General features: G+C 74.6%; 22 protein-coding genes. 14 read left to right on the forward strand and 8 right to left on the reverse strand.

What is annotated here, in order from left to right; genetic code table 11:
- The first annotated feature begins 125 nt into the window (after positions 1 to 125).
- From QSK03_RS10480 to QSK03_RS10495, 4 genes are all read left to right on the forward strand, one after another.
- Complete coding sequence (locus QSK03_RS10480; protein WP_285651307.1) at positions 126 to 470, forward strand: PE domain-containing protein; 345 nt, start codon at positions 126 to 128, stop codon at positions 468 to 470.
- Positions 467 to 1,024, forward strand: a complete 558-nt coding sequence (locus QSK03_RS10485) for a DUF3558 family protein (RefSeq protein ID WP_285651309.1) — start codon at positions 467 to 469, stop codon at positions 1,022 to 1,024. Before QSK03_RS10480 ends, QSK03_RS10485 begins: the two co-directional genes overlap by 4 nt.
- A 211-nt stretch (positions 1,025 to 1,235) precedes the next feature.
- Complete coding sequence (locus QSK03_RS10490) at positions 1,236 to 1,502, forward strand: PE domain-containing protein (RefSeq protein ID WP_285651725.1); 267 nt, start codon at positions 1,236 to 1,238, stop codon at positions 1,500 to 1,502.
- Complete coding sequence (locus QSK03_RS10495) at positions 1,499 to 2,050, forward strand: DUF3558 family protein (protein WP_285651311.1); 552 nt, start codon at positions 1,499 to 1,501, stop codon at positions 2,048 to 2,050. The genes QSK03_RS10490 and QSK03_RS10495 overlap by 4 nt, the downstream gene beginning before the upstream one ends.
- Before the next feature lie 11 nt (positions 2,051 to 2,061).
- Here the strand turns inward: QSK03_RS10495 and QSK03_RS10500 are convergent, their stop codons facing one another.
- Positions 2,062 to 3,009 carry a zinc-binding dehydrogenase gene (locus QSK03_RS10500; RefSeq protein WP_285651312.1) on the reverse strand — a complete coding sequence of 316 codons (948 nt, stop codon included), beginning with the start codon at positions 3,007 to 3,009 and terminating at the stop codon, positions 2,062 to 2,064.
- Between the two features lie 119 nt (positions 3,010 to 3,128).
- Here QSK03_RS10500 and recC point away from each other — a divergent pair, with 119 nt between their 5' ends.
- Genes recC through QSK03_RS10520 form a run of 4 tightly spaced genes read left to right on the forward strand, consistent with a single transcriptional unit; the run spans position 3,129 to position 11,865 of the window.
- Complete coding sequence (gene recC, locus QSK03_RS10505; RefSeq protein WP_285651314.1) at positions 3,129 to 6,359, forward strand: exodeoxyribonuclease V subunit gamma; 3,231 nt, start codon at positions 3,129 to 3,131, stop codon at positions 6,357 to 6,359.
- The gene (locus tag QSK03_RS10510) at positions 6,356 to 9,739 is read left to right on the forward strand and encodes a UvrD-helicase domain-containing protein (protein WP_285651316.1); all 3,384 of its coding nucleotides are present in this window, start codon (positions 6,356 to 6,358) and stop codon (positions 9,737 to 9,739) included. The genes recC and QSK03_RS10510 overlap by 4 nt, the downstream gene beginning before the upstream one ends.
- The gene (gene recD, locus QSK03_RS10515) at positions 9,736 to 11,574 is read left to right on the forward strand and encodes an exodeoxyribonuclease V subunit alpha (RefSeq protein WP_285651318.1); all 1,839 of its coding nucleotides are present in this window, start codon (positions 9,736 to 9,738) and stop codon (positions 11,572 to 11,574) included. Before QSK03_RS10510 ends, recD begins: the two co-directional genes overlap by 4 nt.
- Positions 11,575 to 11,604: 30 nt before the next feature.
- A complete protein-coding gene (locus QSK03_RS10520; RefSeq protein WP_285651321.1) occupies positions 11,605 to 11,865 on the forward strand; it encodes a hypothetical protein in 261 nt (86 codons plus the stop codon).
- Between the two features lie 9 nt (positions 11,866 to 11,874).
- Here the strand turns inward: QSK03_RS10520 and QSK03_RS10525 are convergent, their stop codons facing one another.
- Complete coding sequence (locus QSK03_RS10525; RefSeq protein WP_285651323.1) at positions 11,875 to 13,386, reverse strand: carboxylesterase/lipase family protein; 1,512 nt, start codon at positions 13,384 to 13,386, stop codon at positions 11,875 to 11,877.
- Positions 13,387 to 13,604: 218 nt separating this feature from the next.
- Between QSK03_RS10525 and QSK03_RS10530 the strand changes: the two genes are divergently transcribed.
- The 4 genes from QSK03_RS10530 (at position 13,605) to QSK03_RS10545 (ending at position 17,496) form a co-directional block, all read left to right on the forward strand.
- Entirely contained in the window at positions 13,605 to 14,252 is a 648-nt protein-coding gene (locus QSK03_RS10530; protein ID WP_285651325.1) for a hypothetical protein, read from the forward strand.
- On the forward strand, positions 14,234 to 14,926 hold the full coding sequence (locus QSK03_RS10535; protein ID WP_285651328.1) for a hypothetical protein: 693 nt from the start codon (positions 14,234 to 14,236) through the stop codon (positions 14,924 to 14,926). The genes QSK03_RS10530 and QSK03_RS10535 overlap by 19 nt, the downstream gene beginning before the upstream one ends.
- Positions 14,927 to 15,053: 127 nt before the next feature.
- Positions 15,054 to 16,652 (forward strand): N-acetylmuramoyl-L-alanine amidase, encoded by a 1,599-nt coding sequence (locus QSK03_RS10540; RefSeq protein ID WP_285651330.1) that lies wholly within the window; start codon positions 15,054 to 15,056, stop codon positions 16,650 to 16,652.
- 40 nt (positions 16,653 to 16,692) lie between these two features.
- Positions 16,693 to 17,496, forward strand: a complete 804-nt coding sequence (locus QSK03_RS10545) for a transglutaminase family protein (protein ID WP_285651332.1) — start codon at positions 16,693 to 16,695, stop codon at positions 17,494 to 17,496.
- A gap of 43 nt (positions 17,497 to 17,539) precedes the next feature.
- Here the strand turns inward: QSK03_RS10545 and QSK03_RS10550 are convergent, their stop codons facing one another.
- Positions 17,540 to 18,925, reverse strand: coding sequence for a carotenoid oxygenase family protein (locus tag QSK03_RS10550; protein WP_285651335.1), 1,386 nt, complete (start codon positions 18,923 to 18,925; stop codon positions 17,540 to 17,542).
- A gap of 93 nt (positions 18,926 to 19,018) precedes the next feature.
- On the opposite strand from QSK03_RS10550, the gene QSK03_RS10555 reads away from it, so the two are divergent.
- Positions 19,019 to 19,561 carry a PadR family transcriptional regulator gene (locus QSK03_RS10555; RefSeq protein ID WP_285651337.1) on the forward strand — a complete coding sequence of 181 codons (543 nt, stop codon included), beginning with the start codon at positions 19,019 to 19,021 and terminating at the stop codon, positions 19,559 to 19,561.
- Here the strand turns inward: QSK03_RS10555 and QSK03_RS10560 are convergent.
- The 5 genes from QSK03_RS10560 to macS form a co-directional block, all read right to left on the reverse strand.
- Positions 19,558 to 21,471, reverse strand: a complete 1,914-nt coding sequence (locus QSK03_RS10560) for an ABC transporter ATP-binding protein (protein ID WP_285651339.1) — start codon at positions 21,469 to 21,471, stop codon at positions 19,558 to 19,560. The genes QSK03_RS10555 and QSK03_RS10560 overlap by 4 nt on opposite strands.
- A 69-nt stretch (positions 21,472 to 21,540) precedes the next feature.
- Entirely contained in the window at positions 21,541 to 22,131 is a 591-nt protein-coding gene (locus QSK03_RS10565; RefSeq protein WP_285651340.1) for a GNAT family N-acetyltransferase, read from the reverse strand.
- Positions 22,128 to 22,847, reverse strand: a complete 720-nt coding sequence (locus tag QSK03_RS10570) for a VC0807 family protein (protein ID WP_285651342.1) — start codon at positions 22,845 to 22,847, stop codon at positions 22,128 to 22,130. Before QSK03_RS10570 ends, QSK03_RS10565 begins: the two co-directional genes overlap by 4 nt.
- 67 nt (positions 22,848 to 22,914) lie before the next feature.
- On the reverse strand, positions 22,915 to 23,553 hold the full coding sequence (locus QSK03_RS10575; protein WP_285651344.1) for a response regulator: 639 nt from the start codon (positions 23,551 to 23,553) through the stop codon (positions 22,915 to 22,917).
- Positions 23,554 to 23,585: 32 nt separating this feature from the next.
- The gene (macS, locus tag QSK03_RS10580) at positions 23,586 to 24,728 is read right to left on the reverse strand and encodes a MacS family sensor histidine kinase (RefSeq protein ID WP_285651347.1); all 1,143 of its coding nucleotides are present in this window, start codon (positions 24,726 to 24,728) and stop codon (positions 23,586 to 23,588) included.
- Between the two features lie 361 nt (positions 24,729 to 25,089).
- Here macS and QSK03_RS10585 point away from each other — a divergent pair, with 361 nt between their 5' ends.
- Positions 25,090 to 26,268 carry a hypothetical protein gene (locus QSK03_RS10585; RefSeq protein WP_285651350.1) on the forward strand — a complete coding sequence of 393 codons (1,179 nt, stop codon included), beginning with the start codon at positions 25,090 to 25,092 and terminating at the stop codon, positions 26,266 to 26,268.
- Positions 26,269 to 26,271 lie beyond the last annotated feature (3 nt).

Here is a 26,271-nt window from a genome sequence, read left to right on the forward strand (position 1 = left end):
TGACGATCGGTGTCACATCTGACCGGGATCGTCACCGGGGTGGCGATCTGGGCCGAACGACACCCGCGTCGGGCCTCCGATCGCTAGCGTGAGATCCGCTCGACGAGCGGGAGGAGGACCGCGCCGTGACCGAACCCGGCGGCCTGGGCGACAAGGGATCCTTCAGCGTCGACATCTCGCAGGCGCCGGGCGCGATCCGGGAGTTGGAGCAGGCGCGCGCGGAACTCGAGAGCATCAGGGACGAGGCTCAGCTTCTTGGGCAGGTGAATGCGGGCGCACGTGACGAGGTGAGTCTTGACGCCGCCCGAGCACTGGGCCAGACCGCGGTCGGCGGCCCGCACGCGTTCATGGACGCGCTCAACTCAGGAATCGACGAGGTTGACCGCATGCTCGAGGCGCTGAGGGCCAGTTTCGATCTTTACGAGAGTGGCGACGACGCCGGGCGCGAGTCGTTCCACCAATCGCAATGATCAGGTTCGCGCTCCTTCTCGGGCTGCTGGTGGCGGTCGCAAGCTGTTCGTCGCAGGAACCACCAGCTCCACGATCTAATGATCGCTTTGGAGCGCCGGCAGTGGAGGCGCCCCGCGACATCCGGCCCTTCGCCACAGACCCCTGTTCGGGGCCGCTGACGAGCCCAGATTGGTCCGGCCTCGGCTTCAGCTCCGAAGGCGATCTCCGCACCTTGATGGTTGGCGAACAGTCCTGTGTTCGGCAGGGGACGGGGAATCGCAGCAGAGTCGCGCTGATCGTCGTGCCAGCGCGCGACGTCCTGGTCGACACCTACCGCGCTCGGCAGTTCGCCATCTTCCGGCCGACGGTGATCGGCGGGTTACCGGCGACGTTCGAACAGAGCTCCTCGGACTCGTTGACGTGCTCGACGACAGTGGGAACCGCAGATCAACAGGGGTTCATCGTGAATTTCTCGGCCTACGCAGGTGCAGGGGACGCGGGGACTCCATGCATCGGCGGGCAACGAATCGCCGAGCGGATCGTTGCCGCTCTTCCTCCCCTCCCCGGCAAGTAGTTCCAGCAACCCGTGTCCTCAGGACACGGTTGCTCCCGACCACCTCGGGTCGGGTTCGGGTGAAGCGACCCCACGACCACGTCGCGCTCGCTAGCGTTCTGGCTGATCGACAGCCGGGAGGAGGGACGACGCCCATGACCCAGCCCGGGGCCTGGACGCCAAGGGGTCCTTCAGCGTCGACATCACCCGAGCACCTCAGGCGATCGGGGAGCTGGAGGCCGCACTCGAGGAGCTGCGGAGGATCAGACAGGACGCTGCGTTGCTGACGCAGGTGGACCCAGGCGCCCGCGATGAGGTCAGCCTCGACGCGGCACGCGCGCTCGGGCTCAAGGCCCAAGGCGATGCGGGGTCGTTCGCGGATGCTCTCGATGCCGGGATCGACGAGGTCGGTCGGATGATCGAGGATCTTCGCGCCGGGTTCGACGCCTACCGACAGAGCGACTCGAATGCTGGCCGGGAGCTTCGGTCCACCCCATGACCGGGCGTCTCCTGATGCTTTCCGCGGTGCTCGTGACTGCAATCGCCTGCGGGCAGCACTCGACGCCGCCGGCACCGGTCGATGACGGACGGTTCGGGGCGCCTCGTGTGACGGCGCCGAAGGACGTCGCTCCGTTCGCGGCGGACCCTTGTAGCGGCCCTCTGACCGGCGCGCGTCTTGACGCCCTCGGGCTGAGCAGCCGCGGGCAGGGCAGGACGACCGTCACGGGCGAGCGGTCATGCGATTGGCGAAGCAGGGAGGGCGGGCAGTACGTCAGCCTCATCGTCATCCCGAACCGCGACGTTCTCGTCGACACCTACCGAGTGCGCCAATTTCCCGTCTTCGAACCGCTGACGATTACGGGGCTGCCGGCTACGCGAGAACAGAGCTCGCCGAGCTCGAGTTCCTGTGTGATGACCATCGGTACGGCCCCTCAGCAGGGCTACATCGTCGACGTCAGCGGAGGAGCGTCCGGCGGTCCGTGCGACGCCGCGCAGCGCATTGCCGAGGAGGTCGCCACCGCCTTGCCGTCATCGGACGGGAAGTGAGCAACCTTCGGTTACGGCACCAGCAACGTCTTCCCCACCGTCTTCCTGGCCTCGATCGCCGCGTGCGCGTCGGCGGCGTGCTCCAGCGGAAAGGTCTGCCCGATGACGGTTCGGTACCGACCGGCCGCGGCTTCCTCCAACGTCCGTTCCACCAGCTCACGGCGCCGCGCCCGGTCCAGTCGCGGCAGGTCGGTCAGCCCCGTCACCGCGATCCCGCGCCGGGCAGCGTCCGACGCGTCCGGAACAGCGAACTCCCCGCCCGCCGTCCCGTACGACACGAACCGCCCGCCGTCCGCCACCAGCGAGAACGCCGCGCGCCCGAGCGCGCTCCCCGCCCCGTCCAGCACCGCCCCGACGGTCCCGACCCGGTCCGCCCAGTCGGGCTCCCCGTAGTCCACGACCTGGGCCGCGCCGAGCGAGCGAAGTACTTCTGTTTTCGAAGCACCACGAGCGGCAGCGACGACCTCCACCCCGCGGCGGGTCAGCTCCTGCACGAGCAGCACCCCCGCCCCGCCGGCCGCCGCCATCACGAGCACCCGCGAACCCGCCGTCGCCGAAACGGCCTCCAGCAGCAACTGCACCGTCGGACCGTCGTGGAGGAGCGCGACCGCGGCATGGTCACCGAGACCCGCAGGCACCGGGATCAGCTCCGACGACGGCACCACGGCCCGCGACGCGTAGCCCCCGACCGGGACCTCCGCGCCGCCCACGTCCTGCTTCGTGTCCGCCACGACCCGCCGGCCACCGACGCGCCCCACCACCCCGCTCCCCGGCACGTACGGCGGCGAGAGCGGGAAGAAGCCCGCGCCCCAGCCCGAGCGCAGCAGGGTGTCCAGGAACATCACGTCGGCGGCGGTCGCCTCGATCACCGCCTCGCCGGCGCCGGCCACCGGGTCGGGCACCGTCGCCGGCCGCAACACCGAGGGCCCACCGAATCTCTCGACCTGCACCACGTCCATGCCCCGAGGCTCGACGCTGAACAACGGTCGAGGTCAAGAGACACGCGCGCCCCCGGAGACCGGGGCTGTCGGGACCCTCGTCTAGCGTCGTCGGGAAGCGGGAGGGGGAGGTGTCGGGCGTGCTGCACGTGCACCGGGCGGAGCGGGCCGACCACCTCGTCGAGGCCCTCGCCGACGTGCTGGACGACCCGCTCGACGACCCTTTCCAGGCCGAGCTCGTGTCGGTGCCGACGCGCGGGATCGAGCGGTGGCTCGCGCAGCGTCTCGCCCACCGGCTGGGGACGACGAGCGGCGACGACGGGGTGTGCGCCAACGTCGCGTTCCCGTCGCCGTCCGAGGTGGTCGGGCGGGTGCTCGGGGTGCCCGACGACGACCCGTGGCGCCCGGAACGCCTCGTCTGGCCGTTGCTGGAGACGATCGATCAGTGCGCCGAGGAGCCCTGGTGCGCCCCGCTCGGCGCATTCCTCGGCGTCGGCGACCCGAGCGGCACGCGCAAGGGACGCCGGTTCGCGGCCGCGCGACACCTCGCCCGGCTGTTCACGAGGTACGCCGACCACCGGCCCGCCCTCGTCCGCGCCTGGGCCGCCGGCGACGACTCCGGCACTCCGGCCGATCTCCGCTGGCAGCCCGAGCTGTGGCGGCGGCTGCGCGCCCGCCTCGACGCCACGAGCCCTGCCGAGACGGTCGCCGACATCGGGACGCCGACCGGCTTTCCCCGACGGCTCTCCCTCTTCGGCGCCACGCGGCTGTCGGCCACCGAGCTGACGGTCCTCGACGCCGTGGCGGTCGACCACGACGTGCACCTCTGGCTGCCGCACCCGTCGCCCGCGCTGTGGAAGCGCCTCGAGGGCCACGAGGCCGAGCGCCGCGCCGACGACACCAGCGCCCGGTCCGTCGCCCATCCCCTGCTCGCGAGCCTCGGCCGCGACGTCCGGGAGCTCCAGCTGCGCCTCGCCCGCCCCGGGCGCGCCGAGCGGGCCGACCACCACCACGGGCGCGACGAGGCGCCGACGACGCTGCTCGGGCAGTTGCAGGACGACCTGCGCCACGACCGCGCACCCTCGGGCCGGCCCGCCACCGACGACGGCAGCATCCACATCCACCGCTGCCACGGCCCGGACCGCCAGGTCGAGGTCCTGCGCGAGACGATCCTCGGCCTCCTGAGCGCCGACCCGACGCTCGAGCCGCGCGACGTCATCGTCCTGTGCCCCGACATCGAGACGTTCGCGCCGCTGGTCACCGCGTGCTTCGGGCCCGGCGACGGCGAGGGCGCGACGCACCCCGGGCACCGGCTGCGGGTCCGGCTCGCCGACCGGTCGCTGCGCGAGGTCAACCCGCTGTTCGGCACCCTCGCGACCCTGCTCGACCTCGCCGACGCGCGGATCACCGCCTCGCAGCTGCTCGACCTCGCCGAGTCCGACCCCGTCCGGCGCCGCTTCCGGTTCGACGACGAGGACCTCCCGCGGCTGCGTGAGCTCGCCGAGCGCGCCGGGGTGCGCTGGGGCCTCGACGCCCCGCACCGGCAGGCGTTCTCGCTCGCGCGGTTCCCCGACAACACCTGGTCGCAGGGCCTCGACCGCCTGCTCGTCGGCGTCGCGATGTCCGCCGACGGCGGCGACTGGCTGGGTGACGCGCTGCCCCTCGACGAGGTCGACTCGAGCGACGTCGAGCTGGTCGGGCGCCTCGGCGAGCTGGTCGACCGGGTCGGCGCGGTCGTCGAGGAGCTGCGGGGCGAGCAGCCGCTCACGGCGTGGATCGAGGCGCTGCGCCGCGGCCTCGACGGCCTCACCGCCACCGTCCCGGCCGACGCCTGGCAGCTCGCGCAGGCCCGCGCCGAGCTGACCGCGGTGCTCGAGAGCGCCCCGCACGACCCGGTGATGACGCTGCACGACGTCCGCGCGGTGCTCGGCGACCGCCTGGCCGGGCGCCCGACCCGCGCCAACTTCCGCACCGGCACGCTCACCGTCGCGACGCTGATGCCGATGCGCTCGGTGCCCCACCGCGTGGTCTGCCTGCTCGGCATGGACGACCAGGTCTTCCCCCGCGAGACCCGCGCGGACGGCGACGACGTCCTCGCCCGCGACCCGCGCGTCGGCGAGCGCGACCCCGCCGCCGAGGACCGCCAGCTCCTGCTCGACGCGATCGCGGCCGCGACCGACCACCTCGTCGTCGTCTACTCGGGCGCCGACGAGCGCACCGGTGTCGATCGACCGCCCGCGGTGCCGATCGGCGAGCTGCTCGACACCCTTGACGCGAGCTTCGGCTTCGGAGACGGGGAACGCGCCCGCGACTACCTCACCCGCCGCAACCCGCTCCAGCCGTTCGACGAGGACGACTTCGACGCGAGCGGCCCCTTTTCCTTCGACGGCGCGGCGCTCGCCGGCACCCGCGCGCTGCGGCGGGAACGCTCGGGACCCGTCCCGTTCCTGCCCGGCCCGCTGCCCGTCCGCGCGCACGGTCCGCTCGACCTCGAGGACCTCGCCCGCTTCGTCGAGCACCCGGTGCGCGCGTTCCTGCGCCAACGTCTCGGCGTGTTCGCGCGTGGGGACGAGGAGGAGACCGTCGAGGCGATCCCGGTCGAGCCCGACGGCCTCGCGCGCTGGGCGATCGGCGAGCGCCTGCTGCGCGACCGCCTCGACGGGCGCGACCCCGCGGCGTGCATCGCGGCGGAGCGCCGCCGCGGCGAGCTCCCGCCGGGCCCGCTGGGCGACACGCTCGTGCGCGAGGTCGGCCGCCTGGTCGAGCCGTTGACGCGGGCCGTCGCCGGGTTCCACGTCACGCCGGCGGTCGACCTCGACGTCACCACCGACACGCTCGTCGGCTCGGTCGCCGGCGTGCACGACACGACGCTGGTGACGGTGACGTTCTCCCGGCTGGCGCCCAAGCACCGGCTGCGGGCCTGGGTGAACTTCCTCGCCGTGGCGGCCGCGCACCCGGACCGGCCGTGGCGGGCGGTGACGGTCGGGCGCGGCGGCGGGCGGGACGACCCGATTGCCGTGTCGACCCTCGGTCCGCTCGAGCCCGAGGTGGCGCGGAAGGTCCTCGACGACCTCCTCGCCGTGCACGCCGAAGGGATGCTCGAGCCGCTGCCGCTGATGTGCCGGACGTCGGAGGCCTACGCGCAGGCGCGAGCGACCAAGGGCGAGATCGCGGCGATGAACCGCGCCCGCGACCGCTGGACCGACCGCTACGGCGCCGAGCAGGACGATCCCGCGCACGTGCTGGTCTGGGGCCGTCGCCGCGCGCTCGACGACCTCGTCGGGCCCGCGACCGGTGACGCCCCGAGCCGCTTCGGCGCCCTCGCGACGCGGCTGTGGACCCCGGTGCGCGACGCGGAGGGCATCCAGTGACAGCGCTCCTCGAGGCGCCGACCTCGTTCGACGTCGGCGGGCCGCTGCCCACCGGCACCACGGTGCTCGAGGCCAGCGCCGGCACCGGTAAGACCTACACGATCGCCGCGCTCGCGGCCCGCTACGTCGCCGAGGGCCGGGCGACGTTGCCGCAGGTCATGCTGGTGACGTTCGGGCGCGAGGCCACCCGCGAGCTGCGCGAACGCGTCCGGGAGCGCTTCGTGCGCACCGAGCGCGGGCTCGCCGACCCCGAGGCGGCACGGCGCAACGAGGGCGACCCCGTCACGCGGCTCCTGGCGCAGGCCGACGACACCGAGGTCGCGGCGCGCCGCGCCCGGCTGACCGCCGCGCTCGCCGGCTTCGACGCCGCCACGATCGCGACCACCCACCAGTTCTGCCAGGACATGCTCACCGGCCTCGGGATCGCCGGCGACACCGATCCCGACGGCACGTTCGTCGAGCGCATCGACGACGTGGTCACCGAGGTCGTCGACGACTTCTACCTGCGCAAGTACGCGGTGCCCGGGGCGGGGGCGCCCGATTTCGACCGGGCCGAGGCGCTGGAGATCGGGCGCGCGGTGGTGGGCGACCCGTCGGCCGGGATCGCGCCCGGCCCCGAGGCCGAGGGCCCGGCGGGAGCGCGGGCCTCGTTCGCCCGCGCCGTGCGCGCCGAGGTCGAGCGGCGCAAGCGCCGGCGGCGCCTGTTCACGTTCGACGACATGCTCACCCGGCTGCGCAACGCCCTCGTCGACGCCCGGCTCGGGGACGCGGCGTGCGCCCGGCTGCGCGCGCGGTTCTCGGTGGTGCTGGTCGACGAGTTCCAGGACACCGACCCGATCCAGTGGGAGATCCTGCGCGTCGCGTTCCACGGCCACAGCGCCCTGACCTTCATCGGCGACCCGAAGCAGGCGATCTACGCCTTCCGCGGCGCCGACGTCGTCAGCTACCTCGAGGCCGTCGAGTCCGCGGGCACCAAGTCCGGGCTCGCGACCAACTGGCGCAGCGACGCGCCGCTGGTCCGAGCCCTCGAGAAGATCTTCAACAACGCCGCGCTGGGCGACGAGAAGATCGTGGTCCCCCACGTCGAGGCCGCCCACCAGGGCCGCAGGCTCGTCGGCGCCCCGCGCCCGGCGCCGTTCCGCCTGCGCGTCCTGCCCCGGGAGGGCCTGCGGAGCCGGTTCGCCAACGGCCTGCCGATCGTCGCGGGCGTGCGCGAGAAGGTCGCCGCCGACCTCGCCGCCGACGTCGCGGAACTGGTCGCCGCGGAGTCACGCTGGGAGGAGGCCGGGCGCGTCGACCCCACGCTCGGTCCTGGCGACGTCGCCGTGCTCGTGCGCACCAACGCCCAGGCCGCGCTGGTCCGGGAGGCCCTCACCGCGGCCGGGGTGCCGTCGGTGCTCGCCGGTGCCACCAGCGTCTTCGCCACCGAGAGCGCCGAGGAGTGGCGGACCCTCCTGGAGGCCGTCGAGCAGCCCGGCCGCCCCGCGCGGGTGCGGGCGGCCGCGCTCACGGTGTTCCTCGGCCACGCCGCCGCCGACCTGGACGCCCACGCCGACGCGGTGCTGCCCGAGGTCGGCGCCTCGCTGCGGCGCTGGGGAGCGGTGCTGCACGACCGCGGGGTGGCGGCGTTCCTCGAGGCCGTGGCCGCCGAGACGGGGCTGGCGGCCCGCGTGCTCGCCCGCGTCGACGGCGAGCGGCGGATCACCGACATCCGCCACCTCGGCCAGGTCCTGCACGCGGCGGCGGCCGAGTCCCGGCTGGGCGTCGTCGCGCTCGCCGAGTGGCTGCGGGCCCGCATGGCCGAGGCCGCGGCCGGCACCGGCGAGCTGCGGCCCGAGCGCAGCCGGCGCCTCGAGTCCGACGCCGGCGCGGTCCAGGTGCTCACGATCCACAAGTGCAAAGGCCTCGAGTACCCGGTGGTCTACGTGCCCTTCGGGTGGGACCGGTGGGTCTCCGACGAGCCGAAGGTCGTCACCCACCACGACGAGCACAAGAAGCGGGTGCGCGCGGTCGGCGGCGCCACCGACCCCGCGTGGCGCGACCACGTGACCGCCGCCCGCGAAGAGGACGACGGCGAGGACCTCCGGCTGCTCTACGTCGCGCTGACCCGGGCCCAGGGTCAGGTCGTGTGCTGGTGGGCGCCGTCGACGACCACCAAGCCGTCCGCGGTCCACCGCCTGCTCATCGGCCGGCCCGCGCCGGGCACGGGCCCGGACCGGCTCTACCCGGTGTGGGAGGACGCGCGGGTGTTCGCGCACCTCGAGGCCCTGGCCGACGACGACGTCGCCGTCGAACGCGTCGAGCCGCGCCGCCCCGTGCCCTACGTGCCGGACGCCGGCGACCACCACCCCCTGGCCGCGGCGCCGTTCGACCGCGCGCTCGACCTCGCGTGGCGGCGGTCGTCGTACTCCTCGCTCACCGCGGGCGCCCACGCCGGGAGCCCGGTCGCGAGCGAGCCGGAGGACCGCACGGTCGCCGACGAGACCGATCCCGAGGACGCGCCCCCGACCGAGGCCGACGAGGTCGAGCCGGTGCCTTCGCCGATGGCCGACCTGCCGGTGGGGCCGTCCTTCGGCACCCTGGTGCACTCGGTGCTGGAGACCGTCGACACCGCCGCCGGCGATCTGCACGCGGCCCTCGTCGACGCCGCGCGCACCGAGCTGACCCACCGGCCGCACGACGAGGTCGACGCCGCGACGCTCGCCGAGGCGCTGCTGCCGGTGATGCGCACGCCGCTGCCGGCCGGCGGTCCGGCGACGCTCGCCGACGTGGCCCCGCGCGACCGTCTCGCCGAGCTCGACTTCGAGCTGCCGCTGGCCGGCGGCGACCGCGTCCGCCCGGGCACGCCGCCGGTGACGCTGCTCGAGGTCGCCGCGCTGCTGCGCCGGCACCTCCCCGCCGACGACCCCCTCGCCGACTACCCGGACGCGCTCGAGCACCCGGGCGCCCACGGCGTCGGCGACCAGGTCCTGCGCGGCTACCTCACCGGCAGCATCGACGGCGTGCTGCGCGGGCCGGACGGGCGGTTCGTCGTCGTCGACTACAAGACGAACTGGCTCGGGCCGATCGGACCGACGGGGCGGGCGGCGCTCACGGCCGCGCACTACGGCCCGCGGGCGATGGCCGCGGCGATGATCGCGTCGCACTACCCCCTGCAGGCAGCACTCTACGCCGTCGCGCTGCACCGGTTCCTGCGCTGGCGGCTGCCCGGCTACGACCCGGCCACGCACCTCGGTGGCGTGCTCTACCTGTTCCTGCGCGGCATGTGCGGGCCCGACGCCCCGGTCGTCGACGGCACGGCGTGCGGGGTGTTCGCGTGGAACCCGTCGCCGGCGCTGGTCGTCGACCTCTCCACGCTCCTCGACGGGGGTGGGCGGTGACGGCGGAGCTGCTCGCCGAGGACGGCATCCGGTTCGCGACCCGCGCCACCGGGCTGCTCGCCGCGTTCAACGAGCGCGGCGTCCTGGCGGCCACCGACGTCCACGTCGCCCGCCGCCTGGGCCGCCTTGGGGGCGAGGCCGACCAGCAGGTCCTGCTCGCCGCCGCGCTCGTGGTGCGCGCCCTGCGCACCGGATCCGTGTGCCTCGACCTGGCCACCGTCGACCGCACCGTGCTCGTCGAGGGCGACGAGGTCGACGACACCTCCGACCTCCCCTGGCCCGACTCCGCGTCGTGGGCCGCGACCGTCGCCGCGTCGCCACTCGTGGCCGACGCCGCGGCCGGCGCGACCGGCCACCCGCTGCGCCTGGTCGACGGGCTGCTCTACCTCGACCGGTACTGGCGCCAGGAGGAGCAGGTCCGCGACACCCTCGCGCGCCGGGCCGACGCCCCGCCCCCGACCGTCGACACCGACCGGCTGCGGGCCGCGCTCGACCGGCTCGTCACCGGTGAGGGGTCGGGCGCCCAGCGCCGCGCCGTCGCCGTGTCCGCGCTGCGCTGGACCAGCGTGCTCGCCGGCGGCCCGGGCACCGGCAAGACCACGACGATCGCGACGCTGCTCGCGGTGCTGCGCGACCAGGACCCCTCGCTGCGCATCGCCCTCGCCGCCCCGACCGGCAAGGCGGCGGCGCGGATGCAGGAGGCGCTCGGGGAGGTCGAGCTCCCCGCCGCCGACCGCGCGCACGTCGCCGGGCTCTCGGCGTCGACGATCCACCGGCTGCTCGGCGCGCGGGCGGGCACCTCGCGGTTCCGCCACGACCGCCACCGCCACCTGCCCTACGACGTGGTCGTCGTCGACGAGACGTCGATGGTGTCGCTGACGCTCATGGCGCGGCTGCTCGAGGCGATCCGCCCCGATGCGCGCCTCGTGCTCGTCGGCGACCCGGACCAGCTCGCCTCGGTCGAGGCCGGTGCCGTGCTCGGCGACCTCGTCGGGGCGCCCGCCGACCCGGAGCCGCGGCTCGACGAGGCCCTGGACCGGGTCGACGCCCCCGGGCCGCCGGTCCGCGGGGGCGTCACGGTGCTCGACCGCACCTGGCGGTTCCACGGCACGATCGCCACGCTCGCCGCCGCCATCCGGGCGGGCGACGCCGACACCGCGATCGCGGCGCTGCGGGCCGGCGAGCACGACGTCGTCTTCGTCGAGGACGCCGACCTCACCACCCGCGACCCGGGTGGGCTGCGGGAGCTGCGCGAGGACGTCGTCGGCACCGCGGGCGAGACCGAGCTGGCCGCGCTCGACGGCGACGCGCCGCTCGCGCTGGAGCGCCTCGACGAGCACCGGCTGCTCTGCGCGCACCGGCGCGGGCCCTACGGCGTCACCCGGTGGGCGGGCGACGTCGAGCGCTGGCTCGTCGAGGCGGGGCCCGTCGCCGATCGCGACGAGGAGTGGTACCCCGGGCGCCCGCTGCTCGTGACGGCCAACGACCACGACCGCGGCATCTACAACGGCGACACCGGCGTCGTGATCGAGACGGCTCGCGGGCCGCGGGCGGTGTTCGCCCGCGGCGGGGCGCCGGTGGCGATCGCGCCGAGCCTGCTCGACGGCATCGCGACCGTGTACGCGATGACGGTCCACCGGGCGCAGGGCAGCCAGTTCGCGCGGGTCTCGGTGATCCTCCCGCCGGCCGAGTCGCCGCTGCTCACGCGTGAGCTGCTCTACACCGCCGTCACCCGGGCCCGGGTGCGCGTCCGGCTCGTGGGCAGCGAGGACGCCGTGCGGGCGGCGATCGACCGCCCGATCGGGCGGGCATCGGGGCTGCGCCGCCGACGATGAGCACACGGCGGACGGGGTAGTCCTCTGGGCATGACCGAGGACCCCGCGCGCCGCGTCCGCAACACGACCTCACCGGACAGCACGTCGGAGAAGCAGAGCGAGCTGAAGCTCAACGTCGGCATCGGCACGATCGGCACGATCCTGTCCTTCGCCGTGGCGGTGATCTTCTTCTTCATCCTCGACGAGATCGTGCTCGGCGTCGTCTTCGTCGTCGTCGCCCTCGTCTCGCTGGCCATCACGCTGTACGCGGCGGGGCGGAAGCGCCGCGCCGCGTCGCCGGATCCGTCGTAGCGCACCGGATCAGTCGTAGCCGCGGAACCCCCGCCATGCGAGCCGGCGCTCGCGGCGGGGGTCGGCCTCGATCCGGTCGGTGCGGTCGAGGATCTTCGTCAGCCGCGTTCCGGCGTCATACCGCGGCCAGAACGTGGTCGGCGTCCCGCGGTGGGCGAAGTGGATCCAGTCGCGCTGGACGCGGTCCTGCATCGCGCGCAGGGCCCGCCGTCCGCCGAGCGCGGTGAGCCACCGGGCGGCGCCGGAGCCGGCCAGCCCGAACACCGGGTACAGCTCCATGCCGTGGGTCGCGCGCACGCCCATGAGGTTGAGCACCGGCGTCGTGAGGTCGTAGCGGTAGGCCCACACCGGCCCGCGGTGGGCCTGCATGACGCGCACCGACGGGTACCAGAACATGTAGTCGCCGCCGAGGTCCCTGCGGTGGGGCGTGCCCTCGTAGGCGGCGAGCACCTGCTCGCGCAGCTCGGGCTGGGTGAGCTCGAACATCCGCGTGGCCTGCTGCTCGCTGACCAGGACGTCGAGGCGAAGCCGCGGCAGCTCGAACAGCCGTCCCTCGGTGTCGTTGGTCCCGATGATCAGCGGGACGTCCGCGGCGCGCCCGCCCTCGAACGCGTCGAGCGGGGACTCGGGGAGCAGGTCGCCGTCGACGACGGGCGCGGTGGGGATGGTGCCGGGCGTGTCGCCGAGGCGCTCGCGCAGGACGCGGGCGGCGCCGAGCAGCTGCTCCTCGGTGGCGCTGGCCAGGCCGCCGAGGGGGTCGCCGTCGGCCCCCAGGGCGCTGACGAAGCCCGCCGCCCAGGCGCGGGCGCGCTGCTGACCGAAGACCATGCCCGGCGCCGAGCTCTCGGCGATGGCGCGGTGGAACAGGCCATGGGCCGACGGGGTCGCCATCAGCGTCGTCACCGAGATCGCGCCCGCCGACTCACCGAAGATCGTCACCTGGTCCGGGTGGCCGCCGAAGGCGGCGATGTTGTCGCGGACCCACTCGAGCGCGGCGATCTGGTCGCGCAGCCCGAGGTTCGACTCGATCGGGCGCTCGGGCGTGCCGTAGCCGGAGAAGTCGAGGTAGCCGAGCGCGCCGAGCCGGTAGTTGACGCTGACGAACACGACCTCGCCGCGGCGCACGAAGTCGTAGCCGCGGTAGGTCGGGGCCGACGACGCCCCGACGACGAACGCCCCTCCATAGAACCACACCATCACGGGGCGCGGCTCGTCGGATTCGGTAGTCGGGGCGGTGATGTTGAGCGTCAGGCAGTCCTCGCCCATCGGGGTGTCCTTGCCGGCCCCGATGAACTCGCCGATGCGCTCCTGGATCGGCACCGGCCCGTACCGGGAACCGTCGCGCACGCCCTCCCAGGGCACCACCGGCTGCGGCGCCCGCAGGCGCAGGTCGCCGGTCGGGGGCGCCGCGTAGGGGACGCCCCGCCACGCGTGCACCCCGTGGGTGGTGATGCCGCGGACGACCCCTCCGGTCGTCTTGATCTCGGGGCCCGCCGCCGGGGCCTGGTCACGCGAACGCATACCCCGAGTCTGTTCGACGCGGCACGCGGCCGCCCGCCGATGTGATCGAGGAGCCCGTCCCGGGCGTGTCGCGATCATGAGGGCACCCCCTCGACGACAAGACGAGTGGACGTGTCGACACGCTCGGCGGTACACAGCGCGACGCTCGGTCACACATGCAGGTCATATTCGCTCTATCGGCCCAGCGTGTCGCGTTGCAAGGACCAAGATTTCTGTCGATGGACGTGCAGACGGACGCGGGGGTCGACGCCGCGCTGTGGGGACTGGAGGCCGCCTTCGTGGCGCACCCTCCCCCGCGGACGCTGGCCGGCTGCCCCCACTGCCACGGGGAGATGCGGGTCGCGGACGCCGACCCGCTCACCCTGGCGCTCGCCCTCGGCAACACCCTCGGCACCCCCGAGGACCTGCGCGCGCTCACCCCGTTCCTGCTGCGCCGCGCCCTGACCGACGACCGCGTCGACCTGCGCACCGTGCTCGGGCGCATCGCCGAGAACTGGGCGGACTGGAGCGACCTCGAGCGCGACGCCGTCCGCGACGTCGCCGACGCGGTCTGGGCGGCCCTGCTCGACCTGCACCCGGACGACCCGGCCGGCGCGACCGCGGTGGCGATGCTCGACGGGCTCGGCGCCCTCGGCGAGCGGCCCGAGCGGCTGCTGGCGATCTGGGAGTACAAGGAGCTCTCCAGCGCCGACCACCACCTCGCCGAGCTCGTCATCGACGCGTTCTACGGCGCGCGCGTCCACCCGGTGGTCCTGACCTGGGCGCACGCCCCGACCCAGCGCGAGCGGCTCCTGCGGGCGCGTGACCGTGACCGCGGCGAGCGCTGGGGCGGCACGATCGCGGCGGCGTGCGACCTCGTGAGCTGATCCGGACCCGCGAGGGGTCGGGCTCGCTGTCCGCGTCCGGCATGGGCGAGGCTGTCCCGGTGGCGAGCTCGCGCGGTCTGCCCGACACCCTGGTCGACCAGCTGTGGCGCCGCGCGGTCGGTGGAGTCGGTCCGTTCGTCGGGGCCGCGGCGGTCGCCACGGACGCGCTCGCGGCGACCGACGACGACGTCGACGCCGCCGTGCGCCGGGTGGTCGGCTCGCACGTCCGGCTCGCGGCGAGCTCGGGGCTGCTGACCAGCCTGGGCGGTGCGGCGACACTCGTCGTCACGGCCCCGGCCGGGACGACCGGGCTCTACCTGCTCGGCACGCGGCTGTCCGCGGCCGTCGCCCACCTGCGCGGACGCGACCTCGCCGACCCGGTGATCCGCACGGCCTCGCTCGTCTGCGTCCTCGGCGCGGACGGGATCGAGCTCGCCGAGCACACCGGTCTCGACCTGGTCAACGCCTCGCTGCTCCACGGCCTGCGGGGTCTGCCGCCCGAGGTCCTCGCCCAGCTCGACACGCGGATCGGCTTCCGTCTGACCTCGCGGTTCACGCGGCGCGGCGCCCTGAACGTCACCAAGCTCATCCCCGTCGTCGCCGGGCCGATCGGGGCCGGCGCGGACGCGATGGCGATGCGGACGGTGGCGATGTTCGCGCAGGCACACCTGTAGATCAGAAGTCACCCGACCGGGCGGCTTTCTGCGCGTGGTGTGGCGAATGGTGCGCATGTGGGGGTCATCGTAAGCGCGTCGGCGGAGATCGTCCGGATCCCGCCGAGCGAGCGGAGGTGCGTGCGCGATGGCCGGGTCCGGGGGCCGCAGGGGGCGTGCGGGGCGTGCCCGCGGGTCGGCGCGGGCGGGAACGGCGCTGACGGCTGCGGTGACGGCGATCGTCACGGCGGTGCTCGCCTCGGGACCCGCCGCGGCGGCGGAGCCGGGCGTGCCGACCGACCCCGCGACGGCGACCGCCGTGCCCGCCGTGCCCGCCGATGCCGCCGCCCTGGCGCCCACGGGCGTCCAGCAGCTGGATCCCGCGCACGCCGTCATGCCGCCGGCCGGCCTGCCCCCCGCCGCACCGGTGGCGTCGGGCATCCAGCCGGTGACCTACGCGCCCGGGGCCCGCGACGCGTTCGGCGGGCGCGAGGCGCGCAGCGAGACCCCGCTGCGCCTCGTCGCCGTCACCTGGAACGGGCCCGCGCCGGACGCGGTGTCCCTGCGCTCCACCGACGCCGCGGGGAACTGGGGCACCTGGAGCGACCTCGACCCCGCGGGCAGCGAGAAGGAGTCGCCCACCCCGACGGGCGCGCCGGACCACGGCGGCACCGACCCGATCTGGGTGGGCGACCGCACGGGCGTCGAGGTCCGTGCGATGCGGGCCGGTCAGCCGGTCACCGACCAGGTCCAGGTGGTGCGCATCGACCCGGGCGTGGGCAGCAACGACGAGGCGATCGGGTCGCTGGGCGCGGCGCGCGGTCCGGCGGCGCCCAAGTACGTCACCCGGGCCCAGTGGGGCGCCGACGAGTCGAAGATGACCTGGCCGCCGCAGACGACCCCGGCCGTCCGCGCGGTGACCATCCACCACACCAGCGAGTCGAACGACTACAGCCCGGCCGAGTCCGCGGCCATCGTGCGCGGCATCTACGCCTACCACGCGGAGAAGCAGGGCTGGGGCGACGTCGGCTACAACGCGCTGGTCGACAAGTACGGGACGATCTTCGAGGGCCGCGCGGGCGGGCTCGACCGCAACGTCGTCGCGGCGCACGCCGGCGGGTTCAACCGCGAGACCTTCGGCATCGCGATGATGGGCAACTACACGACGGTGCAGCCGACCCCGGCCCAGATGAACTCGGTCGCCGCGCTGGCCGCCTGGAAGCTGGGCGGGCTCTACCAGGACCCGCGCCAGCAGGTCACGCTCACGTCGTCGGGCGGGGGCACCTCGCGCGTCCCGAAGGGCCAGTCGACGACGGTGCCGGCACTCTTCGCCCACCGCGACGTCGGCCGGACGTCGTGCCCGGGCGACGCGGCGTACGCGATGATGGAGCCTCTGCGGGCGAAGGTGCAGGAGCTGATCGCGCAGGCGGCGGGCGACGTCCGCACGGCGTGGTCCGCCGACCGGGCGCTCCTCGGCGAGCCCACCCGCGTCGAGGCGCCGACCGCCGACGGCCAGGGCCGCAGCACCGACTTCGAGCACGGCACCGTCATCTGGTCGCCCCGCACCGGGGCGTGGCCGGTGACCGGCGCGATCGCCGAGCACTGGCGGGCCGCCGGCGCCGAGCGCTCGCCGCTCGGCTACCCGACCAGCGGCGAGTACGACGTCCCGACCGGGCGCCAGCAGAACTTCGAGCACGGGGCGCTGACCTGGGCACGGACGACCGGGACCGTCGGCGCGCCCGCCTGACCACCCGGCGGGTCGCCGCGCGGACGGGCAGGATGCCCGCGTGGACGACGACGCGGCCCGCCGCGCGGCGATCGACGACGCCGTGGAGCAGTTCCTGGCCCTCGTGGGCGCGGGCGAGCCCGACCTGCTCGAGGGCGCCCTCGTCATCGCCCGCGCCGCCGACCCCGCGGCCGACGTCGACGCGGCCCGCGCCGAGCTCGACCGGCTCGCCGCGGGCGTCGCCGACCTCGACGGCCTCGTGCACCGCCTCTACGTCGAGGAGGGCTTCCACGGCGACCGCGACGACTACTACGACCCGCGCAACTCGTCGCTGACCGAGGTCCTGGCCCGTCGCACCGGCATCCCGATCACGCTCGCGGTCGTGTGCCTCGAGGTCGGGCGCCGGGCGGGCGTCGCGCTCGAGCCCGTCGGGATGCCGGGACACTTCCTCGTGCACCCGGTCGGCTCGCCGCTGCACCTCGACCCGTTCTCCGGCGAGCTGCTCGACCGCGACGCCTGCGTGCGGCGGTTCCGGGAGGCGACCGGCCTCGGCCGCGACGTGCCGTTCGACGACGCCCTGCTCGCCCCGATCGGGTCCGAGGCCGTCCTCGTGCGCATGCTGGCCAACCTGCGCGGCATCCACCGCTCGCGCGGCGACCTCGCCGAGCTGGGCTGGGTGCTGCGGATGCGCCTCGCACTGCCCGGGGTGACGGCGGTCGAGGTCGCGGAGCTGGCCGAGATCCGGGGCCGGCGCGCCGCCTACCGCGAGGCCGCCGACCTGCTCGAGGAGTGGGCCGAGGCGCTCCCCCGCGACGCCGAGCCCCTGCGCCGCCACGCCCGCCAGTGGCGCGCCCACCTCAACTGAGCCCTCTGTGAGCAGTTGGCGCCCCTATCGGGGCGCCAACTGCTCACGTGGGGTCGGGGAACCAGGAACCGTGGAAGCCGGTGGGGACGCCGCGGGGGAGGGTGACGGCGGCGACCGGGGCGCCGGCGACGTCGGTCGCGTCGAGCACCAGCAGCTGCGAGGCGGTGCCGTCGCGGGTCGTGGTGATCGTGACCAGCCAGCCGTCGTCCTCGGCGCGGCCGGGGGCCGCGGACGGCACGAACACCGCCTCGCCGGCGGTGACGTCGGGCCCCAGCTCGTGGGCGACCGTGCTGCCGTCGGCGTCGACCTTGACCACGGCGCCCGCCCGCTTCCCGTCGACGCCCCGGTCGGCGATCGCGTAGCACCAGCGCGCGGCGCGCCCGACCAGCGACTCGTCGATCGTCGGGAACTCGACGCCCCGGTCCTCCAGCGGCGTGCCCGTCGACGACCCGTCGCGGGGGTCGAGCGTCCAGCGGTACATGCGGGCCGCGCCGGTGGCCGCCGCGCGCCCGGCGGGGTCGGAGCCGGGCGCGGAGTCCTCCCACATCGCCGCGGCGTCGGCGCCCGCGTAGCGCGCCGCGTCGAGCACCACACGCCCGCGCGCGTCGGTGTGCGCGCCGCCGACGTGGAAGACGTAGCAGGGGTCGACCTCGAACCACGTCACCGCGCACGCCGGGTCGTCCTGGCGCATCACGCCGATCCGCGCGCCGTAGCCCTCGTCCCACCCGAACGGCATGCCCGACGCCAGGCGCTCCCACTGGAACGTCATCGGCAGATCCAGCCACAGGACGTGCTCGGCGGTGATGGCGAAGTCGTGCATCATCGTCGGCCCGGCGACCTCGACGGGTCGGCTCACGAGGTCGGTGCCGTCGGCCGAGAGCCGGTGGTAGGTCAGGAACGGCGGGATCGGCGAGTAGCCGAAGAAGTGCAGGTCGCCGGTGACCGGGTCGGTCTTGGGGTGCGCGGTCATCGCCGTCGTCAGGCGCCCGTCGAAGTCGCAGGGCCCGACCGTCGCGAGGTCGCGGTCCACCTCGTACGGGAAGCCGTTCTCCACCAGCGCGAACAGCCGCCCGCCGTGCTCGATGACGTGGGTGTTGGCCGGCACCGCGGTGTAGTCGATGCCCTCGTCGGTCAGGTACGGACGTCCCTCGAGCGCGCCGGTGCGCACCCAGCGGTTGCGGTACCACTCGGCGCGCCCGTCGCGCAGCCGCACGCCGTGCAGCATCCCGTGCCCGGTGAACAGGTGGCCGGGCTCCTCGCCGGGCAGCGGGTTCGGCCCGTTGCGCACGTAGCGGCCCGTCAGCTCGGGCGGCAGCGTCCCCTCGACGGGCAGGTCGACCCCGTTGATCTCGTCCGGCACCGGGGCGAAGCGGCCGCCGAGCGTGGACCGGCGGCCGAGCGGGGTGGGGGTGGTGGTCGAACGAGTCATGCGGGCCCTCCTGACGACGTGCCGCCACCCTCGACCACTCCGCCAGGACGTGTCAACATGGACATGTCAGATCGGACTGGTACTGTCCGGTTCATGTCGCTGCGCCACGCTCTGCTGGGGCTGCTGGCCCACGGTCCGGCCAGCGGGTACGACCTCACCCGCGCGTTCGAGGGCGGCATCGGCCAGTACGCCTGGCAGGCCGGCCACAGCCGCATCTACCCGGAGCTGGGCAAGATGGCGGAGGCGGAGCAGGTCGTCGTCGACGAGGCGGGCCCGCGCGGCCGCAAGACCTACACGCTCACCGACGCCGGGCGCACCGAGCTGCGTCGCTGGATGCTGCACTGGCCCGAGCAGGCGACCGTGCGCGACGAGACGGTGCTGCGGATGTTCCTCGTCCAGTCGCTCGAGCCGGACGACGCCCGCCGCCTGCTCGAGGGCATCGCGGAGCACTGTGCCGCCGAGATCGCACGCCTGCGGCCCGTCATGGAGGCCGAGGACGCCGAGCACCACCCGGGCGACCCGTTGCCGTTCGGTCGGCTCGCCGGCGAGTACGGCCTGCGCCAGTACGAGGCCGTGCACGGCTGGGCGCTGTGGTCGCTGGAGCGGATGGCGGCCGTCGAGCCCGCCGTGGGCTAGGCGACCTCGGCCTGCGGCTCCTGGCGGATCACCTCGCCGTCGCGGAAGCGGACGCCGTCCGCGCAGCGCGCCTCGATCTGCCCGGCGCCGAACTGCTCCGCGTAGAGCTTCGCGTAGAGCCCGTCGCGCGCCAGCAGCTCGGCGTGCGTGCCGTGCTCGACGAGCCGCCCGCCGTCCAGCGCGAAGATCACGTCGGCCGCGAGCACCGTGGAGAGCCGGTGGGCGATCGCGATCGTCGTGCGCCCGGACATCACCGTCTGCAGCGCGTGCTGGACGAGCCGCTCGCTCACGGTGTCCAGCGCGGACGTCGCCTCGTCGAGGATGAGGATGCGGGGATCGGCGAGGATGACGCGGGCGATGGCCAGGCGCTGCTTCTCGCCGCCGGAGAGCCGGTAGCCCCGCTCGCCGACCACGGTCCGGTAGCCGAGATCGAAGCTCACGATCCGGTCGTGGATGTTCGCGGCCCGGGCCGCCGCCTCCAGCTCCGCGTCCGTGGCGTCCGGCGCCGCGTAACGCAGGTTCTCGGCGATCGTGGCGTGGAACAGGTAGGTGTCCTGGGTGACCATGCCGATGATCTCGGCCAGCGACGACAGGGTCAGGTCCCGCACGTCGGTGTCGTCGAGGCACACGGCGCCGCGGTCGACGTCGTAGAGGCGGGGCACGAGGTACGACAGGCTGGTCTTCCCGGCGCCGCTGGGCCCGACGACGGCGGCCAGCTGCCCGGGCTCGATGCGCAGCGAGAGCTCCTGGAGCGCCCAGGTGGGCGCCGCCGGCAGCGCGTCGGCGTCCCCGTCCTCCTCCGACGGCGGGTAGCGGAACCAGACGTCGCGGAACTCCACCGAGCCCGCCGCGTGCTCCTTGTCGAGGGTCCGTGCGCCCGGCGGATCGGTGATCGCGGGGACGAGGTCGAGGTAGGCGAAGATGCGGCTGAAGAGCGCCAGGGACGTCTGGACGTCGAGCGAGACGCGCAGCAGCTGCACGGCCGGGAAGAGCAGCCGGCTCTGCAGGGTCGTGAACGCGACGAGCGTGCCCGCCGACAGCAGCGCCCCGCCCGTCCCGGTGCCCACGTAGCCGGCGACCAGGTACACCGCGGCCGGGGTGATGGCGAAGAAGGCCTGGACGACGGCGAAGAACGACTGCCCGGTCATGGTCTGGCGGACCTGCAGGTCGGTCTGCCGGGCGTTCTCGGTCCGGTAGCGGTCGACCTCGTGCTCCTGGCGCCCGAACACCTTGGCCAGCAGCACCCCGGACACCGACAGCGACTCCTGCGTGATCGCCGACATGTCCGACAGGGACGCCTGGGTGCTCGCCGCGACACGCCGCCGCACCCGCCCGACCCGGATCTGCAGCAGGATGAACACCGGCATCAGCACGAACGCCACCAGCGACAGCTGCCACGACAGCGCCAGCATGGCGATCACCGACGCCACCACCGTCACGACGTTGCCGAGGATCGACGACGCGGTCTCGGTGACGACGGACTGGACGCCCGCGACGTCGTTGTCCAGCCGTGACTGGATCACGCCGGTCTTCGTCTGGGTGAAGAAGCCCAGGTGCATCCGCTGCAGGTGGGCGAACAGCCGGTCCCGCAGGTTCTGCATGACGCGGTTGCCCACGACCGTCGTCAGGTAGGTCTGGCCGACGCCGATCAGCCCGGACACGAGGGCGATGACGACCATCGCGGCGACCAGGGCGCCGAGCAGCCCCAGCCGTGCCCCGCCTGGCGCGAACAGCGCGTCGTCGAACATGGCCTGCGTGAGGAACGGGTTGACGATGCCGAGGCCCGCCGTCACCAGGATGGCGAGGCCGATCAGCACCAGGCGGGCGCGGTAGGGCCGGAACAGGCCGACGACCCGCCGGCCCAGCCGCGCCTCGCCGGACGCCGTCCCGTCCGCCTCGGATGTGCTCATCGCGTGCCCCTCCGCTCGATCCCGGCGACAGCCTCCTCCGTCGCCGGGCGCGCGGCAGGGCTGGTTCAGCTAGCGGCTCATCCCGACGAGCGGTACGGGCGAGGACGGGATCTCCCCGGCCACGGCGAACCCGAACCGCTCGTAGTACCCGACGTTCTCGGGCCGGGTCTCGAGGTAGACGGTCTCCCCGCGGGCGTCGGCGCCGGCCAGCGCGGGTCGCAGGAGCGCGGTGCCCACGCCGTGTCCCCACCAGCCGGGGTCGGTGCCGAGGTGGAACAGGTAGCGGTGCGGGGTCGTCGGGCGGGCGTGCTCCAGGGCGGCGCCGAGCTCCCCGAACGCGGTCAGCCGCGAGCCGACCGCCCGCACCAGGCCGGGCAGGGCCCGCGCGGAGCGCCACGGGCCGGGCTCGACCGCACCGGGGTCGTCCCACGCCGCGGCGCCGACCACGTGACCGTCGACGTCGACGACCTCCGTCGGTCCCATCCCGGCGTGCATCACCGTGACCATCGTGCGCATCAGGCCGGGGAGGACCTGCGCCCGCCGCCGCGGGTCGGGGATCGCGAAGCGGTAGACCGGATCGTCCTGGAACGCGCGGGCCAGGACCACGGAGATGGCGCCGACGTCGCGGCGCTCCGCCGGGCGCGGCCGGAACGTCGTCACGACGTGGCGGCCCGCTGCTCGTCGTCGGACGGCAGGTGCTCGGCGGCCCAGGCGCGCGCCTTCTTGCCGGCGCGCTGGCCGTACCAGCCGTTCCAGACCGAAAGCCCGACGATGACCGTGACCATCATCCCGGTGGACAGCCCGACCATGACGTCGATCGGCAGCAGGTAGATCAGCGGGATGCGGACCGTCGCCTCGAGCAGCAGCCCGACGCCCCAGACGATCGCGCTGCGCCGGAACATCCGCCGGATCGGCGGCAGGGTCCGGTAGTAGCCCTCCATCTCCTGCGCCTGCCGCGGCTGCCAGGTCTGGAACGCCGAGAGCGTCAGCGGCTTGCCGAAGAACAGGCTCGCGAGGAAGACGATGCCGACCAGCGCGGTGCCGAACGAGTCCTTGACCAGCAGGAACCGCGGGTCGCCCCCGACGAACGCCAGCGCCAGGCCGAGGCCGAACACCCCGAGCATCACCGCGGCGAACCACGTGATCTCGCGGGTGCGCACCGCGACCCACACCAGGCGCAGCCCGGCGGCGAGCGTCGCGACGAGGAGCGCGACCCAGTCCGTCGCCCCCAGCGCGTGCAGGACGTAGTAGGCGATCAGCGGCGCCCCGACGTCGTAGAGCAGCGCGGTGAGCATCTGGCGCGTGGGCTTGCCGTGCCCGCGACCCTGCTCCCCGCCCTCGTCGTTCTCCACGGCCTTACCGGTGTCTCGCTCCACGTCGCGGCCCTCCCTCGGCGATGGGTCCACCTTGACGTGTCAGAACTGACATGTCAATTCCGACATGTCAGTCGTCGGCGTCCAGCCCGCGCTCGATGGCGTACCGGGTGAGCTCCACCCGGTTGGTGAGCTGGAGCTTGCGCAGGGAGTTCTGCACGTGATTCTCGACCGTGCGGTGGGAGAGCACCAGGCGCTCCGCGATCGCCCGCGCGGTGAGCCCCTTGGCGACCAGCCGCAGGACCTCGGTCTCGCGGGGCGTCAGGCGCGGTTCGTCGGGGCCCTCGGACTCGAGGCGGCGGTACTCGCCGAGCACGAGCCCGGCGAGTCCGGGGGAGAACACGGCGTGGCCCGCGGCGGTGCGCGTGACGGCGTCGACGAGCTCGTCGAGCGCCGCGGACTTGAGCAGGTAGCCCGACGCGCCCGCCCGCACGGCGCCCAGGACGTCGCCGTGCTCGGTGCTCGCCGAGAGCACGAGCACCCGGGTGTCGGGCAGCGCCTCGCGGATGCGCGCCGTCGCCTCGGCACCCGGGAGCTCGGGGAGCTGGAGGTCCATGAGCACGACGTCCGGGCGTGCGGCCGGCGCGATGCGGACGGCGGCGGCGCCGTCCGGTGCGGTGGCGACGATCTCGAGACCCCGTTCGGCGAGGTCCCGGGCGACGCCCTCGCGCCAGATCGGGTGGTCGTCGACGACCATGACGCGGACCATTCAGCCGTCCTTCCGGTGCGGGGGTACGACGGTCATGCGTGCCGGCTCCGTGGCACCGTGATCTCCCATTCGGTGCCCTCGCCGGGCGCGGTGTGCAGCGCGATCGTGCCGCCGAGGCCCTCCACGCGACCCCGCATCGACCCCGCGACGCCCAGGTGCCCCTCCGCGGCGGCCTCCTCGAGGCGCCCCTCGGGGATGCCGGCGCCGTCGTCGCGCAGGCTCACCGTGACCGCGGCGCCGTCGTCCTCCACCAGCACCCACAGCCCCGCGCCCGGACCGGCGTGCGCGCGGGCGTTCGCGGCGCCCTCGCGGAGGACGGCCGCGAGCTCGTCGACCACCGCGGCGGGCAGCAGGACGGGCTCGGCCGGCACCGCGAGCGAGGCGCGTGCGGGCAGCGCCGTGGCCAGGCGGGCCCCGAGGTCGACCGTGCCGTCCGGGCCGGGCGTGGGCGCCGAGGTGATCAGGCGGCGCAGCGCGACCTCCTGCTCGCCGGCGAGGCGGGCGATCTCGACGGCGGGGGCGTCGGCGTCGACGTGCCGCGCCAGCTCGTCGCCCCGGCGCCGGACGAGCGCGAGCACCTGGAGCACTCCGTCGTGGATGTCGCGCGCCAGCCGCTCGCGTTCCGCGGTGGCCGCTTCGAGCGCGGTGGCGGTGCGCAGCTGCTCGGCGGAGCGACGCATGGTGTCGGCGGCGAGCCCGACCGCGAGGCCGGCGACGAGCAGCAGCTGGGCGTCGTAGAGCAGGTCGGTGTCCAGGGTCCGGCGCACCGCGAACAGCACCCCGACCGTGACCACCCCGCCCGCGAGACCACCGCGCCACCCCAGGGCGACGGCCAGCGCCAGCACCGGGCCCGCCGACCACACCGTGGTGATCACCGGGTCGCCCGCGGCGATCTGCTCCGGGCTCTCCACCAGGAGCGTCGAGAGGGTCGCGAGCGCGGTGACGACGAGGTCGACGATGGCGGTGGGCGGGTCGCCGCGGTGCAGGTAGCGCAGCGACGACAGCGCCGTCCACACCGCCATCACGGCGACCACCAGCAGGCCGAGGACCGGGCGCGCCCACCCGTCGCCGTAGCGGACGAGGTTGACGATCGCGGCGACGAGCGCCACCACCCGGTAGACCACCAGGCCGCGCCACAGCGGCACGAGGTGCGGGTGGGCGCGGTCCCGGCGCACGACACCTCCCCGACCTGCCCCGAAACGGGTTCCGAGCCTATCCGGCACGGGCGCCACGCTGGCGCGGATCGGGCGCGGACGGATCCGGGGGACTACTCGGAACCGCACCCCTCGGCGGCACGGACAGCTCGGTCTGAGCGTGTTGCGGCGGCTGGTGACTCCACTCTGACCCCGAGCTGCGTCTGATCCGCAGCTTGTCTGCGCGTACACCGGTGGTCACGATCAATCGGTGAACGGTCTACCGGGATGTACGCAGTGTGGTGAAGATCCCGGGATCGGCTAACGCAGAGCGATCGTACGCCGAACAGACTAGGAAGAAGACGCCTGTTCGGGCTACGTCAGCACCACCGAAGGGGGAGACATGGATCGGTGGACGATGGTGCTGGAGGCGGTCCCGGGCTCGCTCGCGGCGATCAGGGTGGACGACGACGAGTACCGGCGCGTCGAGGCCGAGCTGAAGGACGGGTACGCCACCGCACTGAGCGCCGCGCTCACGACGGTGGTGGAGGTCGAGGGCAGCGATCCCGAGCACCTCGTGCTCGTGGTTCCGGGTGATCTCGAGAGCGGACGCTTCGCCGACCTCACCGAGGCGGTCAACCTCGCCGGCCTGCCTGACCCCTCCTGGCTCCCCGACGCCGTGGCCTGGGCGGGACCGCAGCTGGCGGTGCGCGAGGCGGGTACCGCGGTGATCGTCCTCGACGCGCGGCGCGACCAGGTCGCGGCGTGGTCGGTGCGCACCGCCGACGACGGTGTCGAGATCGGCCGCGACGGGCCGATCGACCTCACCAGCCGGCTCGACGCGCTGCTCTCCGGGGTCGTGTACTCGAAGCTCGCGGTGGTGGCGCCGGAGATCGCCGACGCGCTGCGCGAGCGCGCCGACGCGGCCGGCCGACGCGACGCCGCCCACCTGGCCCGCGAGCTGCGCGAGGCACGGCACATCATGTGCACCACCGACGGCGAGGAGCTGATCGTCACCGCGGGCGAGGCGGAGGTGTACCTGACCCGCGACGAGTTCACCGGCCTCGTCGAGCACGCCCTGCGCGACACCGTGACCCTGATCCTCGGCGCCGAGGAGGCGTCGGCCGACACCATCCTCGTCGCGGGCTGCGCCACGCCGATCGTCGAGCACCTCGCCGGCATCACCGGGGCGACCGTGCTGCCCGCTCCGGTCGGGAAGAGCTCGCTCGACGGCGCCGCGGCGCTCGTCCTGCCGCGGCCGGTGCACGGCGAGGAGCCCGTCGCCGACGCCGCGGACGATCCCGACCCGACCGACGGTGTCCCGTTCCTCGCGACCGCGCTGCCACCGCCGACGGGCTCCGACATCGTCCGGGTGCCGTACCAGCCGGCGGCGTACCACGGCCCGCCGCGCTGGGCGGTGCCGGCGCTGTCGACCCTGCTCGTGCTGAGCCTCGCCGGTGCCGGGGCCGTGCTCGTCACGCACCCGTCACCGGAGTCCGCCGCCACCGACGCCGGCGCCGTGTCGCCGGACGTGCCGGTCGTCCCGGTCGGCCTGGATCTCCCGGCCGATCCCGGACGGTGACCG

Source organism: Actinomycetospora sp. NBRC 106375, assembly GCF_030269665.1.
Classification (GTDB): domain Bacteria; phylum Actinomycetota; class Actinomycetes; order Mycobacteriales; family Pseudonocardiaceae; genus Actinomycetospora.